The sequence below is a fragment of the bacterium genome (genome assembly GCA_020440705.1).
Classification (GTDB): Bacteria; Krumholzibacteriota; Krumholzibacteriia; order LZORAL124-64-63; family LZORAL124-64-63; genus JAGRNP01.
Map to the genome: position 1 here is coordinate 72,880 of JAGRNP010000003.1, position 13,881 is coordinate 86,760.

The following is a 13,881-nucleotide window of genomic DNA, read 5'->3' on the forward strand; positions in this document are numbered from 1 at the left end:
ACCGAAAGGAAACCGCCTCATGTCCGATCTGCGAGATTTCACCGACGCCGACTTCGACACCGAGGTCATCGCCAGCGAGCAGCCGGTGCTCGTCGACTTCTGGGCCACCTGGTGCGGCCCGTGCAAGGCGCTGACACCGACCATCGAGAAACTCGCCGGGGAGTTCGCCGGCCGGATGGTCGTCGGGAAGATGGACATCCAGAACAATCCGCAGGCCGCCGCGCGGTTCGGCATCCGGTCGATCCCGGCGCTGCTGTTCTTCAGGAACGGCCAGGTGGTCGACACGCTGATGGGCGGGCAGCCCGAAGACCGTATCCGCGAGCGGATGGAGCAGGTGCTCGGGTAGCGGACCGGGCCGCAGGCCCGAGGGGCGCACGGCGCCCGCCATGGCCGACAAGGCCTTACTTAACATAATATACATTATGCGCAATACTTGAAACAGGGGCCGCAAACCGCTCCGCCGGGTCGGGTTGGCGGTTTCCGGCCGGGCGGGAATCGTTGGGCGGGCGGACTATTCGACGGGAACGCGGTCGGCCAGTTCGTCCAGGTACGGCACCCGCCACTCTTCACCGAAGAGCGCCTTGATGAAGCCCAGGACGGACACCGACAGGGCGGCCAGGAAGAAAACCAGGCGCAGCACGATGACCAGGATGAAGCCCAGGATGGGCACCTGCCCCAGGGTGGCGTCGATGATGAGGATGAAGACGACCCCGACGATCTCGGCGAAGAGCAGGGCGAATCCCTGGCGGCAGTGGCGGCTGAGGAAGGCGCTGCGGTCCTTGGCGAGGATCGCGATGAAGACGAAGACGGACAGGTAGCAGATGGCCCCCAGCCAGCGGTCGCGCACGCTGGGCTCGCCGCCCGGGCCGAACGCTTCGGACGGGTTCTCGTGGATCTCGCCGTGGTCCATGATCTCCTCCGCGGCCGCCTGCGGGCGGCCGACGTGTCGGGTGCGACGCCGGTCGGGCTTCCGGCTGTCATTCTAACGGGTTTTCCGGGATCGGCAACGTCGGACTGCCGACCCTTCGAAAGGTGACGACGTGTTCTGGCGACGCCGCTCCCGATGGGCCGATGTGGACTACCTGGACCTGGTGCCGGTGCCGCGCTGCGAGGCCGAAATCGACCCGGCGACGGGCCGCGTCGTGGTCCTGAAGCCCCGCTTCGCCGATCCGCTCGGCCGCAGGCTCATCCAGCCCCGCCTGGGCGCCGGCCGGCGGTTCCTGAAGGTGCCGCTCGAGGAGCGTGGCTCCGTGCTGTGGCGCCATTGCGACGGACAGCGCACCGTCGGGGACCTGGTCGCCGTGTTCGCGGCGGCCTTTCCCCATGACACCGATGATGCGCCCAAGCGCATATCTCTCTATTTGCATGCAATGTACGAGAACGACCTGATCGGTTACACGAACTTGCGTCCTTAATTTGCATATTTGCTATCAATTGGTCGAAAATTCATCAGAAACGATAACTATTGACACCCGGAGGTCCCGTATGGCACAATCCGGCCATGGCGCGACCGGGTCACTCGCCAGTCCTGTCGTGGCAACCCCCTGAAATGGCGTGGCTTAGGCAATCGTGGGACACACCGTGTTGCGCCTGGTTCTCGACCTGTTCATCTATCTCGCCCGGCACATGCCGCTGACGTTCCTCCTGGTGGTGGGCGCGTCGTGGTGGTTGTCGGGGCGCGGCCGGCTCGGTTCGTGGGGGCGGCGCTCTCCCCTGCGCCGCACGGCGGTGGGCGCGGGCTGGGTGCTGGTGCTGCTCTTCGTCGCCATCGGCGGCTGGTACCTGACCGAGGACGGCTTCGCCGGCGAGGTCGAGCCGGTGGTCGCCTGCCTGTCCTGGCTGGTGGAAACGGGCCGCCCTCTCTACACCGACTTCGACGCGGCCGAACGCTACAGCGTCCTCTACGGCCCCTCGGTCTTCCTGACCAACGGACTCTTCCTGAAGGTTCTCGGCCCGTCGCTGGCGTCGGCCAAGCTGGCCTCGCTGCTGGGCAATCTCGGCGCCCTGCTCTTCCTCTACCTCTCCCTGGCGCGGCGCCGCCGCGACCCGTTCGCCCTCGGGGCGGTGGCCGTGGCCGTGCTGTATTTCTGGACCCAGGGCTTCGCCGTCTACCTGGTGCGTCCGGATGCCCTGCTCGTCTTCGCCGTGGGGCTCGGGTTGTACGGGGCCACACGCCTGCCCCGCGGGCTGGCCGTGTTGACGGTGGCCGCCACGGCGGGTTTCGCCATCAACCTGAAGGCCCATGGCCTGGTGTACTTCCTGCCGGTCGGCGTGCTGCTGCACCAGCGCTGGGGGCGGCGCGCCACCCTCGCCGGCGGCGCCCTGACGCTCGCCACGGTGGCCCTGCCGTTCGCCTTCTCGCCGCAGGTCTCGCTGGTGAACTACGTGGGGTGGCTCACCAACGCCATGAGCCACGGCCTGGAGGCCCACACCCTCGGGCAGACCTTCGGCTACGCCGCCTTCCTGCTGCTGCCGGTGCTCGGGGTGCTGCTGGCCGCCCCGGACCGGGCCGCCATCGCGCGGCGCCACCGCCTCGAACTGCTCACCCTGGTGCCCGTGTACGGCCTGACCCTGCTGCTGGCCAGCAAGCCCGGCGCCGGTCCGGTGCACCTGCTGCCGCTGGTGCCGACGACCATCCATCTGCTGGCGGTGCTGGCGCGCGAGGTCCATGCAGCCGAGCGGCCGGGGCGCTGGTCGGAGTCGGTGGTGACGGCGACGCTGGTGACGGCGCTGCTGGCCGGATCGGTCAACGCCTATCGGGCCGTGCGCTTCGTGGACTACCAGATCGCCCAGACCCCCGACCTGGCGGCCGACGTGCGGCAGATCATGGCCGACTATCCCGGCCTGACCATCAGCATGGCCTGCGGTGGCGAGAACAAGGCCTTCCGCACCACATTCCTGCGGCCGCTGCTCGTCTTCAACGACAACCCGCTGCTCATCGATCCGATCTCGGTGATGGACGCCAACCTGAGCGGGCGGGAGCTCAGCCCCGAGACCTACCGCGCGATCGAGGACGGCCGCGTGGCCATGTGGCTCGTGCCGCGCTCGGAACAGCCCTTCGCCAAGGTGAACTGGTACGCCCCCCACGACGAGCTCTTCCCCGCCGATTTCCGCGCGCACTTCCGGCAGTGGTACTCGGTGCGCGGGCACTCGCGCTACTTCGACCTGTGGTTCTGGAACGGGCTGGAGGTTCCGTCCGCGGACACGCGGTACGTGACCGGTTCGCCGGCCCCGCGTCCGGGCCAGGCGGGCGGCGGGACGGCCGCGGCTGCGGTGCTGAACAACCCCTAGGTTCCGGCTCCCGATCCCACGCTGAATGCCGCCGGTGGGTCACCGGTACGAGAAAAGCCTCCTTCCGGCGAAGGAGGCTTGCGATCGTGGTACCCCCGAGAGGATTCGAACCTCCGGCCCCCAGATTAGGAATCTGGTGCTCTATCCAACTGAGCTACGGGGGCACCGGAAAGCGGTAGGCGCCAATGTAGAGAGGCCCCTAGTACCGCACAAGGGAAAAAACCGGCCCCAGATCCCTCAGCTTCTCGCGGCCGGGCAGGAATTCGAGTTCCACCAGGAAGAGGAATCCGGCCACTTCGGCGCCCGCCGCAGTGACCAGTTCGGCGGTGGCTGCCGCGGTGCCGCCGGTGGCGAGCAGGTCGTCGACGATGACCACGCGGTCGCCCGGCCGGAAGCTGTCGACGTGGGCCTCGATGGTGGCCTCGCCGTACTCCAGGGCGTAGGAGACGCTGCGGGTCGCGGCCGGCAGCTTGCCCGCCTTGCGCACCAGGACCATGGGCTTGTCCATGTCCAGGCCGAGGGGCCCGCCGAAGATGAAGCCGCGCGACTCGATGGCGGCGAAGCTGTCGAACTCCACGCCGGCGAGCAGGTCCTTCAGGCCGGCGATGGCGTGCCGGTAGGCCGCCGGGTGCTCCATCAGGGGCGTGATGTCGCGAAAGAGGATGCCGGGCTTGGGGAAGTCGGGCACGGCGCGGATGTGGTCGCGAAGGTCCATGGGGGTCTCCCTGGTGAGGCCGCCCGTCAGCGGTGCAGCCGGTCCGGCGCCACGGCTTCGTCGCGGTGGCGGAGTTCGAGGTGGACGTAGGGTTCATCGCCGTCGACGGGCGGCGGGCCCGTGCGGCCGAGTTCGTCGCCGGCGAGGACGGCCTGCCCGGCGGTGACCGCCACGTGGTCCGGATCGCAGGGACCGAGGACGGTGGCCCAGCGGGCGGCGTGCTCGAGGATGATGAGGTGGCCGTAGCCTTCCATGACGCCGCTGAAGCGGACGACGCCGTGGGCCGGGGCCAGCAGCCGGCTGCCCACGGCGCACGCCAGTTCGACACCGGTGCGCGGCATGAGGATGCCGCCCGCCTTGTAGGGACCGAAGGGGCGCAGAACGGGGCCCGTCCGCTCGACGGGATGGCGCCAGGCCGGCGCCTGGCCGCCCCGGCCGAAGGGCACGCCCAGGTGGAGGGTCTGGCCCACGCGGATGAGGTCGCCCGCGAGATCGTTGCGCTGACGCACCGCCCCCACGTCGACGCCGAAGCGCTGGGCGATGAGGGTGAGGTTGTCGCCGGGGCGGACGGTGTAGACGGCCTCGTCGGCGCGGGCGGGCGCGGCGGCGAGCGCCGTGAGCAGGAACGCGAAGACCATCGTCACGGGGACGATGGTCCGGGGGGCCCGACGAAGGGCGATTGGGGTGGTCGGGGCGGGGAGATTCGAACTCCCGACCTCCTGCTCCCGAAGCAGGCGCGCTAACCGGGCTGCGCTACGCCCCGACCTTGAATCTGGGGATGAGCCGGACCGGGAAAGCCGAAGGGCTTCAGCCGGTTGAGCTGCCTGTCGTGGACGCGCTACTGCCACAGCGAGATGACCCCCTGGGACACGAGCGTGACCACCAGTCCGGCGATCAGGATGCCAAGAATGATACATGGGACCGCCATCCGCAAGGGAAGTTTGAAGAGGTAGGCGGCCACGGATCCGGTCCAGGCGCCGGTCATCGGGGCGGGGATGGCGACGAAGAGGATCAGGCCCAGACTCTCGTATTTCTTGATGACGGCGCTGCGGCTGACGGTGCGGCGGAAGAGCCAGTCGAAGAAGCGGTCCATGGTGCGGAAGCGGCGCAGGCGCCGCTCGGCGGGACCGAGCAGGGTCAGGATCGGCAGCACGGGCACGAAGTTGCCGAGCACGGCCAGCAGATAGATGGTGACGGGGCTTGTCATGCCCATGGCGTAGCCGGCGGGGATGGCGCCCCGCAGCTCGAAGATGGGCAGCATGGCCACCAGGAAGACGGCGACCGGCGGCGGCAGGTGGCCGATCCACTCCAGGACGTGTTCACGCAAGGTCGTCTCCCCCGGTTTCATCGCCCGGGACGGCGTCGGTGAGGGTGTCGTTGAGGGCGCCGGCCGCGGCGGCGGCGGCGATGCCGCTCAGCAGGGGCACGAAGCGGCAGCTGACCGACTGCTCGACCAGCACCTCCTCGCCCCGGCGCTGGTAGCGGTAGAGGACCTGCTCCTTGCCGCGGTTGACGGGAATGAGCAGGCGGCCCCCGTCGCGCAGCTGGCCCACGAGCAGGGGCGGCAGCTGGGGCGCGCAGGCGGTGACGATGATGGCGTCGAAGGGGGCGTGGTCCGGCGCGCCGACGGTGCCGTCGTGGGCCAGGACGGTGATGTTCTCCAGGCCGAGTTCGTCGAGGGTCGTGCGCGCCCGATCGGCCAGCGGCGCGATGCGCTCGACGGACACCACCGAGCGGGCCAGACGCGCGAGGATCGCGCCCTGGTAGCCCGAGCCGGTGCCGACCTCGAGGACGTGCTCGTCGCCGCGCAGCTCCAGGAGCATGGTCATCAGCCCGACGGTGAAGGGCTTGCTGATGGTCTGGCCGAAGCCGATGGGCAGGGCGCTCGGCTGGTGGGCGCGGTGGCGCAGCAGGGGCGGCACGAAGAGGTGACGGGGCACCTCCTCCATGACGCGCAGCACGTGCGGGTCGTCGATGCCCTCGGCCGCGAGCTGCTCGCGGACCATGCGGCGGCGGGCGACGGCGAACTCCCTCATCCGGCGGCGCTCCCGGAATCGCCGGGCCGCGGCAGGCCCTCGCGCTCGAGGCGCTTCATCTCCTGGTGCAGGCCGTAGTGGGTCAGGTCGACCATCAGCGGCGTGAGGCTGACGTAGCCCTCCTCCACGGCGTTGTAGTCGGTGCCGTCGGCGCGGGCCCAGGTGGGGCCCTGGCCGCCGATCCAGAAGTAGGGCTTGCCGTGGGGGTCGACCTGGTCGGTGATCACGTTCTGGTAGACGCGGCTGCCGAGGCGGGTGACGCGGATGCCCTGGATGTTGTCGACCGGGCCGTCGGGGATGTTGATGTTCAGCAGCGAGCCCTTGCGCAGGGGGAAGGCCAGGATGTCGTCGATGGCCGCGCGGATGAAGGCCGCGGCGCCCGAGAAGTCGGTCGGATGCCAGGCCGCGAGGCTGAAGGCGTAGCTCGGGATGTTGAACATGGTGCCTTCCATGGCGGCGGCCACGGTGCCGGAGTAGATGACGTCCTCGCCCATGTTCGGCCCGTGGTTGATGCCGCTCATGACGACGTCGGGCGGATCGGAGCGCAGGATCTTCTCCATGGCCACCAGCACGCTGTCGGTGGGCGTGCCGGTGACGGCGTAGCGGCCGGGCCCGTGGTCGATGATGCGCAGCGGCGAGGTGAGCGTCAGGCTGTGGCTCGAGGCGCTCTGCTGGTCGTGGGGCGCGACGACGGTCACGCGGTAGCCGTCCAGGGAGCTGATGGCGTCGACGAGAACGCCGAGACCGTGGGCGTCGATGCCGTCGTCGTTGGAGATCAGGACGTGCTTCATGGGCTACTCCCGGCTGGTCAGAAGCATGAAGACGAGCCGGAAGAAGCGGCCCGTGTCGACGAACGGGTTGATGGAGCTGACTTCGTCGCCGTACACCGTGGTGATGGGCGCCGACCCGATGCGGTGGCCGCGGCGCGCCAGGCGCACCAGGATCTCGGACTCCGAATCGTAGCGGCTGGTGCGCAGCACCAGGCCGGCGAAGCAGGCCACGCGGTACAGGCGGTACCCGTTCTGGCTGTCGGGGATCTCGCAGCCGGCCAGGCGGCTGATGACCCAGCTCGTGAACAGGTTGGTCATCTTGCGCAGCCAGGGCATGTCGGCGGTGGCCGCCATGCGCGTGCCGACGACCACGTCGAGGCCGCCCTGGTCGGCGGCGTCGCGAAAGCCCTGCATCTCCTCGGGCAGGTGCTGCCCGTCGCTGTCCATGGTGAAGACCCAGGCGAGGTTCTCGCGCTGGGCCCAGGCGTAGCCCGTCTTGAGGGCCTCGCCCTTGCCCTTGTTCACCTCGTGCACCGCGACCTCGGCGCCGGCGGCCCGGGCGGCGTCGGCGGTGCCGTCGGAACTGCCGTCGTCGACCACGAGCACCCGCACGTCGGGCTGGGCGGCCCGGATCCGGCCGATCACGTCGGGCAGGAAGCGGGCGGCGTTCAGGGCGGGCAGGATGGCTCCGTACGTCATCAGCGTCTACCAGGGCCGCGGCGGCGACGAGTCGGGTGTGCGGGACGGGATCCGGCTTTCCAGCATATCCGCGCCGGGGGCGCGTGTCATGGGAAAAGCCGCGCCGAGGGGGATCAGGCCGCCTGCGGACGAATTCCGTCCCCTTCGCCCCGAAACGAAAAACTGCCCCGAAGGGCAGTCGAAGGGTTGATCTGGTCGGGACGGCGAGATTCGAACTCGCGACCCCTTGCCCCCCATGCAAGTGCGCTACCGGGCTGCGCCACGTCCCGACCTGATCGAGCGGACAAAATAATACGCTGTCCCGACATCGACAAGAACCAAATCGGCGCTCAGCCCTCGCCTTTCATGGCCTTGGGGGCCGTCGGCGCGGTCTCGGCCTTCAGTTCCCGCACGAGCCGCAGGATCTCGCCCAGTTCGGCCTTGAGGTAGGCCAGGCGCTCCGGATCGGACATGCTCTCGAAGCCGAGGGTCATCTGGGTCTGGGCCGGAATCTCCGCCTCGGCCGGCTTGGCCTTCCGCTGCTCGCGGAGGGCCTTGCGGGCGCCGGCGATCTTGAAGCCCTGTTCGTACAGGAGCTCCTTGATGGCGAAGATCTCGTCGATGTCCGGGGCCCGGTAGCGGCGGCTGCCGGTGCGGGTCTTGCGCGGTTTCAGGCTGGGGAATTCCCCCTCCCAGTAGCGCAGGACATGGGCCTTGATGCCCGTGATCCCGGCCACCTCGGAGATGGAATAGTAGAGCTTGCTCGGGTAGTCGGGTTTGCCCGCCATGTCTCCGGTCACTTCCGATGGGCGCTGTTTTCCCCCGCACGCCCCCTGTGGGCGGCGATTCCCCGCGCCGTCATCCGTCTGCCTCGTCCCGCAGCTCCCGCTCCATCAGTTCGCGCATGGCCTGCCGCGGTGGTTTCCCGGAGAATAACACATCGTGAACCTGTTTGGTAATAGGAAGTTCGACCCCCAACTTCTCGGATAACTTCAATGCCGCCCGGGTCATATGGACGCCTTCGACGACCTGGATCGATCCGGCCAGGATCTCGTCGGGGGTGCGGGGCCCCTGGGTGACGGCCTCGCCGAAGTTGCGGTTGCGGGAATGGCGGCTGATGCAGGTGGTGATCATGTCGCCGATGCCGGCCAGGCCGAAGAAGGTCTCCTTGCGCCCGCCGAGGGCGCAGCCGAGGCGCGCGAGCTCGAACATGCCGCGGGTCATGAGGGTGCCGCGGGTGTTGTCCCCCGCCCCGAGGCCGTCGGCCATGCCCACGGCCAGGGCGATGATGTTCTTGAAGCCCGACGCGATCTCGACTCCGGCCATGTCGTCGTTGGTGTAGACGCGGAAGAAGGGTCCGGCGATCCAGGTCTGCCAGTGGCTCCAGTCGCCGCCCGGGCCGCCGGAGAGGACCACGGCGGTCGGCTGCTCGAGCGCGACCTCTTCGGCGTGGCTGGGGCCGAGCAGCACGGCGACCGGGTGCTGGTCGGCGATGCCGGCCTGGGTCAGCTCCTCGCCGATGACCTCGCTGATGCGCTCGAGGGTGCTGACCTCGAATCCCTTGGCCATGTTCACGATCGGCGCCCCGGCGCGGAAACGGGACGAAGCCGCGACCTTGCGCATGACCTCGCGGACGACCTGGCTCGGCACCACCACGAAGACGATGTCGGCGTCGCGCAGGGTGTCGTCCAGATCGAGGGTGGCGCGCATGTTGGGCGGCAGGCGGATGTCGCCGAGGAAGTCGGGATTGGTGCCGGTCTGGTTGATGGAATCGACCTGCCTGGCGTCGATGCCCCACAGGACGACGCGCTCCCACTTGTGGCAGAGATGGCGGCCGAACGAGGTGGCCCAGCTGCCCGTGCCCAGCAATGCGGCTTTCATGGCGTCCTTTCGGTCGGCGTCAGGAGGTCGGCGGCGCGCCGTCGTCGTCCGGGCCCGGGGCCGGTCCGCCCCCGATGCGCCCCTCGGTTCCTGCCCGCAGACGGGCGATGTTGGTGCGGTGCTTGAAGATCACCCAGCCGCAGATGAGCAGCGTGAAGGCGATGATCGTCTTGGACGTCTCCAGCGATTTCAGCTCGAAGAAGAAGACCGCCAGGGGCAGCACGCTGGCCGCGGTGATGCTGGCCAGGGAGACGATGCGGGTCGTGGCGAAGACGGCGCCGAACGCGGCCAGGGTGACCAGGACCGCGAAGGGCTCCAGGACCGCGAAGGCCCCGCCGGTGGTGGCGACGCCCTTGCCGCCGTGGAAGCCCACGAAGGGGCTGAAGGTGTGGCCCATGGCCGACACGAAGCCGGCGAAGATGCGGAACAGGTCGGGCGTGATGTGGAACGGCGTGGGTTCGCCCTCGGGCCAGGTGTTCACGAGGGCCGTCATGAGGGCCACCGCGCCCGCCCCCTTGGCCATGTCGAGCACCAGGCAGAGGATGCCCCAGCCCGGCCCGAGGGTGCGGAAGACGTTGGTGGCGCCCAGGTTGCCGCTGCCGTGCTGGCGCAGGTCGATGCCCTTGACCTGCTTGCCGATGATGAAGCTGAACGGGATCGAACCGAGGCCGAATGCCAGCAGGAGGAAGAGGATCAGCAGCATGGAGTCCCTTGTCGGTGTGCGGTGACGACATCGTCCCGGGTGCGCGGGGCGCCCGGCGCAGCGGCGATCAGTGCTTTTTCATCTTCACAAAAATCCGGCTGCCCGTAAAGCCGTATTCCTTCCGCAGCTGGTTGTTGATGAATCGCAGGTAATTGCGGGCGAAGAACTTCGGCTCGTTCACGCTCATCAGGAAGGTGGGCGGGGCCGACTCGATCTGGGTCGTGTAGTAGATCTTGCCGACACCTCCCCCGTGGGCCCGCGGCTGCTGGAACGACACGATGCGCTCCATGACCGCGTTGACCTCGCTCGTGGAGACGCGCTTCTGCCGGTTCTCGTGGACCTCCCACACCTTTTCCATGATGCGGCCGGTGCGCTGCTTGGTCAGGGCGCTGATCATGAACCAGGGCGCGTAGGTGAGGAACGGGACGTCCTGGCAGAACTTCTCCCAGTGCTCGTTGTGGGTGTTGGTCTCCTTGCTGACCAGGTCCCACTTGTTGAAGATGACCACCACGCCCTTGCCCTGGTCGTGGATCATGCCGGCGATCTTGGCGTCCTGGTTGGCCGAGCCGGCGGCCGCGTCGACGATGAACACCGCCACGTCGCACTGTTCGAGGGCCCGGATCGAGCGCATGTTGCTGAAGACCTCGATGGCCTCGGTGACCTTGGACTTGCGGCGCAGGCCGGCGGTGTCGATGAGGCGGATCGTCTTGCCGTGCCACTTGAGGTCGGTGTGGACCGAGTCGCGCGTGGTGCCGGAGATCTCGCTCACGAGGGCGTGGTTGTGGCCCGTGAGGATGTTCAGCACGCTGCTCTTGCCCACGTTGGGGCGGCCCACGATGGCGACGCGGCAGTCGCAGGGCGTCTCGACCTCGTGCTGCGGAAAGCCCGCCACGACGCTGTCCAGCAGGTCGCCCACGTTGTGGCCGTGCAGGGCGCTGATGCCCACGGGCTCGCCCAGGCCCAGCTTGTAGAACTCGTGCACGGCGTGCTGCTCGCTCTCCTTCTCGAGCTTGTTCACGCACAGCACCACCGGCTTGTTCTTGCGGCGCAGATCGCGGGCGATGGCCTCGTCCCAGGCCATGGGCCCCACCTTGCCGTCGACGAGGAAGAGCACCACGTCGGCGTCGTCGATGGCGTGCTGGGCGATCTCGGTGACGACGGCGTCGAAGTCGGACACCGTCTCGCCGAAGGGGATGATGCCGCCGGTGTCGAGCAGGATGAAGGGGTGGCCGGCCCAGTCGGTGGTCTCGGTGATGCGGTCGCGCGTCACACCGGCGGTCTCGTGCACGACCGAGCGCCTCTCCCCGATGATCCGGTTGAAGAGGGTCGACTTGCCGACGTTGGGGCGGCCGACGATGGCCACGGTGCGCAGCGCCACGGTTTTTCTCCTGCCGCAGGTGCCGCCGGGCAAGCCGGTTGGGCGGCGGGGTTCAAGTGTCTTCTTTGAGATCGCGGGCGGGCGCCCGGGACCGGACGCCGCCGTCGAAACTAGCCCAGCCGCCGCCAGAAATCAACAAAACCGTCCTCCTCGCCCAGGTGCAGGCGATGGGGCTGGTCGGCGCCGATCTCCGCGAGGGTCATGCCGTCGAGGGTCAGGCCGTCGGCGTTGATGACGCGGGGGCTGAAGACGACCGTGCGCACCGGGTCGGGCGGCAGCTGCAGCAGGGCCCGCCTGAGGTCGGCGCCGGTGAGGAGCCCGGCCACGGTGACGGTGTGACCGTAGAAGCGGTTCTCCACCCCCACCACCTCCACGGGCGGCAGGCCGGGCCGGTCCAGGACGGGGGCGAACTCGCGGCGCCAGGCCCGGGCGGCCAGTTCCCCCGTGAGCACCGTCAGCGGTTGGCGGGGCTCGTCGCCGTCCTCGGCGGCCCAGTCCAGTTCCTCGGCCCAGGTGTCGCGCAGGCGGCAGGTCAGGCCGATGGCGTTGTCCACCTGCCAGAAGCCGTCGTAGGTGGCCGCGGCCGGGAAGGGGCGCTCGGCCGCGAGGAAGAATTCATCGCTGAGATAGACGAAGCTGTAGCCGAGCCGCTCGCGGGCCTCGGCCTGCCAGCCGGCCACCTGGTCGACGACCTCGGCGGCCAGGGCGGGGGTGACGGGATCGAGCTTCGTCAGGCCCTTGCGGTGGGCGCTGAGGCCGACCGGCACGATGGCCAGCGACTTGACGCCTCCCGGCGGCTGCTCGGCGTCGGCGGCCGCCACCACGTCGCTGTAGTCGGGCAGTCCCTCGTCGGTGCGCTCGTAACCGTAGCCGCGCTCGCACACGGTGGTAAAGGCCTCCTCGCCGTCGGCCACGGGCACGCCCAGTTCGAGCAGGTCCCGGAAGGTGCGCTCGAGGATGGCGCCGTCGTTCCAGCCCGGGCAGAGCACCACCTGGGTGTGGATCTCGATGCCCGCCTCGCCCAGCTCGCGCAGCATGGCGATGATGTCGAAGCGACGCTTGATGCCGAGCATGCGCGTGCGCACGTCGATGTCCGTGGCGTGCACCGAGACGTAGAGCGGGCTCATGCGCTGCTCGATGATGCGCTGGAAGCCCTTGCGGTTCATGCTCGTCAGGGTGATGTAGTTGCCGTAGAGGAAGCTGAAGCGGTAGTCCTCGTCCTTGACGTAGATCTGGTCGCGCATGCCGGCAGGGTTCTGATCGATGAAGCAGAACACGCAGTCCGCGGCGCAGGTCTTGAACTCCATGGGCGCGAAGCAGTCGGTGACGCGGTCGATGTCGGCCGGATCCATGACCACGCGGCAGATCTCGCCGGTGCGCCGGCGGATGTGCAGGGTGGTGCGCTTCTCCTCGGGCGCGTAGTAGTAGAGGTCGAGGATGTCCTCGATGGGACGACCGTCGAGGTGGGTGATGTGGTCGCCCGGCTGCCAGTCGTGCAGGGCGTCCAGTGGCCGGGGAAAGCTGCGGATCAGGGTGATCATCGGCCCAAGAAAGCACCGCCGCCCGTCGGGCGCAACCTCGCTGCGCACGGGCGGTTGGCCGCCGCACCGGCGGGGTTGACACGGACCCGGGCCCGGTATAGCTTTCCCTCTCCCGGAGCGGGTGTAACTCAGCTGGTAGAGTTCCAGCTTCCCAAGCTGGCAGTCGCGGGTTCGAGCCCCGTCGCCCGCTCCAGATCTCCCCCTTTTTCGCCTTCGCTGTTTTTCGCCAGCGCCCCCCTTTTTTTCTTTTGAAATGAAGATGTTATTCACTTGACAGGCGGTCCGGGGATCTCCTACCATGGTCGAGGCGGTTGATCCGCCCCTCGCCCCCGGGGCTCCGCCCCCTCGCCCGCTTCGAAGTCCTCGCCCGGCTCAGGACCAGCACCAGTGTGCGCCGCCCCATGGGCGGCAGCGGGAGTACCAACGTGAACCTGCGGCTTTCGGCCCCCTGCGTGGCCTTCGCCTTCGCCCTTCTCTGCACGTCCGGCCCGGCGCTCGCCTTCCATGATGGCGGCGTCGCCGAGTGCGCCGGCTGCCACACCATGCACAACAGCCAGGACGGCGCCCTCGTGGACACCGCCAACCCGAACGGCAACGCCTACCTGCTGAACAACGGCAACGCCACCGACACCTGCCTGCAGTGCCATGCGGGCTACGGCCAGTTCGCTGACGGCGCCGGCTTCGGCCCCGGCGGCGACTTCGCCTGGGTCACGAAGACCTTCACCTGGTCGGCCCACGGTCATACCAGCACCAGCGAAGGCGACAGCCATGGTCACAACGTCATCTCCCCGGCCTACGGCATCGCCCAGGACGCGACGCTGACCACGGCCCCGGGCGGCGACTTCCAGGCCCAGTACCTGCGCTGCACCAGCTGCCACGACCCCCACG

Annotated in this window: 16 protein-coding genes and 4 tRNA genes; 5 read left to right on the forward strand and 15 right to left on the reverse strand. The window is 68.8% G+C overall.

Going from position 1 to position 13,881, the window contains the following annotated elements:
• Positions 1-19: 19 nt before the first annotated feature.
• On the forward strand, positions 20-346 hold the full coding sequence (trxA, locus tag KDM41_01295) for a thioredoxin (protein MCB1182039.1): 327 nt from the start codon (positions 20-22) through the stop codon (positions 344-346).
• 165 nt (positions 347-511) lie between these two features.
• Here the strand turns inward: trxA and KDM41_01300 are convergent, their stop codons facing one another.
• The gene (locus KDM41_01300; protein ID MCB1182040.1) at positions 512-910 is read right to left on the reverse strand and encodes a hypothetical protein; all 399 of its coding nucleotides are present in this window, start codon (positions 908-910) and stop codon (positions 512-514) included.
• Positions 911-1,040: 130 nt separating this feature from the next.
• On the opposite strand from KDM41_01300, the gene KDM41_01305 reads away from it, so the two are divergent.
• Both KDM41_01305 and KDM41_01310 read left to right on the forward strand, forming a co-directional pair.
• Entirely contained in the window at positions 1,041-1,415 is a 375-nt protein-coding gene (locus tag KDM41_01305; GenBank protein MCB1182041.1) for a PqqD family protein, read from the forward strand.
• A gap of 166 nt (positions 1,416-1,581) precedes the next feature.
• Complete coding sequence (locus tag KDM41_01310; GenBank protein MCB1182042.1) at positions 1,582-3,291, forward strand: hypothetical protein; 1,710 nt, start codon at positions 1,582-1,584, stop codon at positions 3,289-3,291.
• A gap of 87 nt (positions 3,292-3,378) precedes the next feature.
• Here KDM41_01310 and KDM41_01315 read toward each other — a convergent pair.
• The 14 genes from KDM41_01315 to KDM41_01380 form a co-directional block, all read right to left on the reverse strand.
• Positions 3,379-3,455: transfer RNA gene (locus KDM41_01315), tRNA-Arg, on the reverse strand.
• Positions 3,456-3,490: 35 nt separating this feature from the next.
• Entirely contained in the window at positions 3,491-4,006 is a 516-nt protein-coding gene (locus tag KDM41_01320; protein MCB1182043.1) for an adenine phosphoribosyltransferase, read from the reverse strand.
• Between the two features lie 26 nt (positions 4,007-4,032).
• Positions 4,033-4,644: a LysM peptidoglycan-binding domain-containing M23 family metallopeptidase gene (locus KDM41_01325; protein MCB1182044.1), complete on the reverse strand. Its 612-nt coding sequence runs from the start codon at positions 4,642-4,644 to the stop codon at positions 4,033-4,035.
• A 47-nt stretch (positions 4,645-4,691) separates the two neighbouring features.
• A tRNA-Pro gene (locus KDM41_01330) sits at positions 4,692-4,769 on the reverse strand.
• A gap of 75 nt (positions 4,770-4,844) precedes the next feature.
• On the reverse strand, positions 4,845-5,354 hold the full coding sequence (locus tag KDM41_01335; protein MCB1182045.1) for a small multi-drug export protein: 510 nt from the start codon (positions 5,352-5,354) through the stop codon (positions 4,845-4,847).
• Positions 5,326-6,042 carry a protein-L-isoaspartate(D-aspartate) O-methyltransferase gene (locus KDM41_01340; GenBank protein ID MCB1182046.1) on the reverse strand — a complete coding sequence of 239 codons (717 nt, stop codon included), beginning with the start codon at positions 6,040-6,042 and terminating at the stop codon, positions 5,326-5,328. Before KDM41_01340 ends, KDM41_01335 begins: the two co-directional genes overlap by 29 nt.
• On the reverse strand, positions 6,039-6,833 hold the full coding sequence (gene surE, locus KDM41_01345; GenBank protein MCB1182047.1) for a 5'/3'-nucleotidase SurE: 795 nt from the start codon (positions 6,831-6,833) through the stop codon (positions 6,039-6,041). The genes KDM41_01340 and surE overlap by 4 nt, the downstream gene beginning before the upstream one ends.
• Positions 6,834-6,836: 3 nt before the next feature.
• Positions 6,837-7,511 carry a glycosyltransferase family 2 protein gene (locus KDM41_01350; GenBank protein ID MCB1182048.1) on the reverse strand — a complete coding sequence of 225 codons (675 nt, stop codon included), beginning with the start codon at positions 7,509-7,511 and terminating at the stop codon, positions 6,837-6,839.
• Positions 7,512-7,703: 192 nt separating this feature from the next.
• Positions 7,704-7,780: transfer RNA gene (locus KDM41_01355), tRNA-Pro, on the reverse strand.
• Positions 7,781-7,840: 60 nt separating this feature from the next.
• Positions 7,841-8,278, reverse strand: coding sequence for a MerR family transcriptional regulator (locus KDM41_01360; GenBank protein ID MCB1182049.1), 438 nt, complete (start codon positions 8,276-8,278; stop codon positions 7,841-7,843).
• A gap of 70 nt (positions 8,279-8,348) precedes the next feature.
• On the reverse strand, positions 8,349-9,371 hold the full coding sequence (locus KDM41_01365; protein MCB1182050.1) for an NAD(P)-dependent glycerol-3-phosphate dehydrogenase: 1,023 nt from the start codon (positions 9,369-9,371) through the stop codon (positions 8,349-8,351).
• Positions 9,372-9,390: 19 nt separating this feature from the next.
• Positions 9,391-10,074, reverse strand: coding sequence for a glycerol-3-phosphate 1-O-acyltransferase PlsY (gene plsY / locus KDM41_01370; GenBank protein MCB1182051.1), 684 nt, complete (start codon positions 10,072-10,074; stop codon positions 9,391-9,393).
• Positions 10,075-10,141: 67 nt separating this feature from the next.
• Entirely contained in the window at positions 10,142-11,452 is a 1,311-nt protein-coding gene (der, locus tag KDM41_01375) for a ribosome biogenesis GTPase Der (GenBank protein ID MCB1182052.1), read from the reverse strand.
• Positions 11,453-11,562: 110 nt separating this feature from the next.
• Positions 11,563-12,993, reverse strand: a complete 1,431-nt coding sequence (locus KDM41_01380; GenBank protein MCB1182053.1) for a DUF512 domain-containing protein — start codon at positions 12,991-12,993, stop codon at positions 11,563-11,565.
• 117 nt (positions 12,994-13,110) lie between these two features.
• Between KDM41_01380 and KDM41_01385 the strand changes: the two genes are divergently transcribed.
• Positions 13,111-13,186: transfer RNA gene (locus KDM41_01385), tRNA-Gly, on the forward strand.
• A gap of 232 nt (positions 13,187-13,418) precedes the next feature.
• Positions 13,419-13,881 (forward strand): cytochrome C (locus KDM41_01390; protein MCB1182054.1); only part of this gene is annotated, 463 nt, incomplete at its 3' end.

Bases quoted from the DNA above. Each gene is read 5' to 3' on its own strand.
- trxA (MCB1182039.1), top strand. From the start codon at position 20: ATGTCCGATCTGCGAGATTTCACCGACGCCGACTTCGACACCGAGGTC.
- KDM41_01300 (MCB1182040.1), bottom strand. From the start codon at position 910: ATGGACCACGGCGAGATCCACGAGAACCCGTCCGAAGCGTTCGGCCCG.
- KDM41_01320 (MCB1182043.1), bottom strand. From the start codon at position 4,006: ATGGACCTTCGCGACCACATCCGCGCCGTGCCCGACTTCCCCAAGCCC.
- KDM41_01325 (MCB1182044.1), bottom strand. From the start codon at position 4,644: ATGGTCTTCGCGTTCCTGCTCACGGCGCTCGCCGCCGCGCCCGCCCGC.
- KDM41_01335 (MCB1182045.1), bottom strand. From the start codon at position 5,354: ATGAAACCGGGGGAGACGACCTTGCGTGAACACGTCCTGGAGTGGATC.
- KDM41_01340 (MCB1182046.1), bottom strand. From the start codon at position 6,042: ATGAGGGAGTTCGCCGTCGCCCGCCGCCGCATGGTCCGCGAGCAGCTC.
- surE (MCB1182047.1), bottom strand. From the start codon at position 6,833: ATGAAGCACGTCCTGATCTCCAACGACGACGGCATCGACGCCCACGGT.
- KDM41_01350 (MCB1182048.1), bottom strand. From the start codon at position 7,511: ATGACGTACGGAGCCATCCTGCCCGCCCTGAACGCCGCCCGCTTCCTG.
- KDM41_01360 (MCB1182049.1), bottom strand. From the start codon at position 8,278: ATGGCGGGCAAACCCGACTACCCGAGCAAGCTCTACTATTCCATCTCC.
- KDM41_01365 (MCB1182050.1), bottom strand. From the start codon at position 9,371: ATGAAAGCCGCATTGCTGGGCACGGGCAGCTGGGCCACCTCGTTCGGC.
- plsY (MCB1182051.1), bottom strand. From the start codon at position 10,074: ATGCTGCTGATCCTCTTCCTCCTGCTGGCATTCGGCCTCGGTTCGATC.
- KDM41_01380 (MCB1182053.1), bottom strand. From the start codon at position 12,993: ATGATCACCCTGATCCGCAGCTTTCCCCGGCCACTGGACGCCCTGCAC.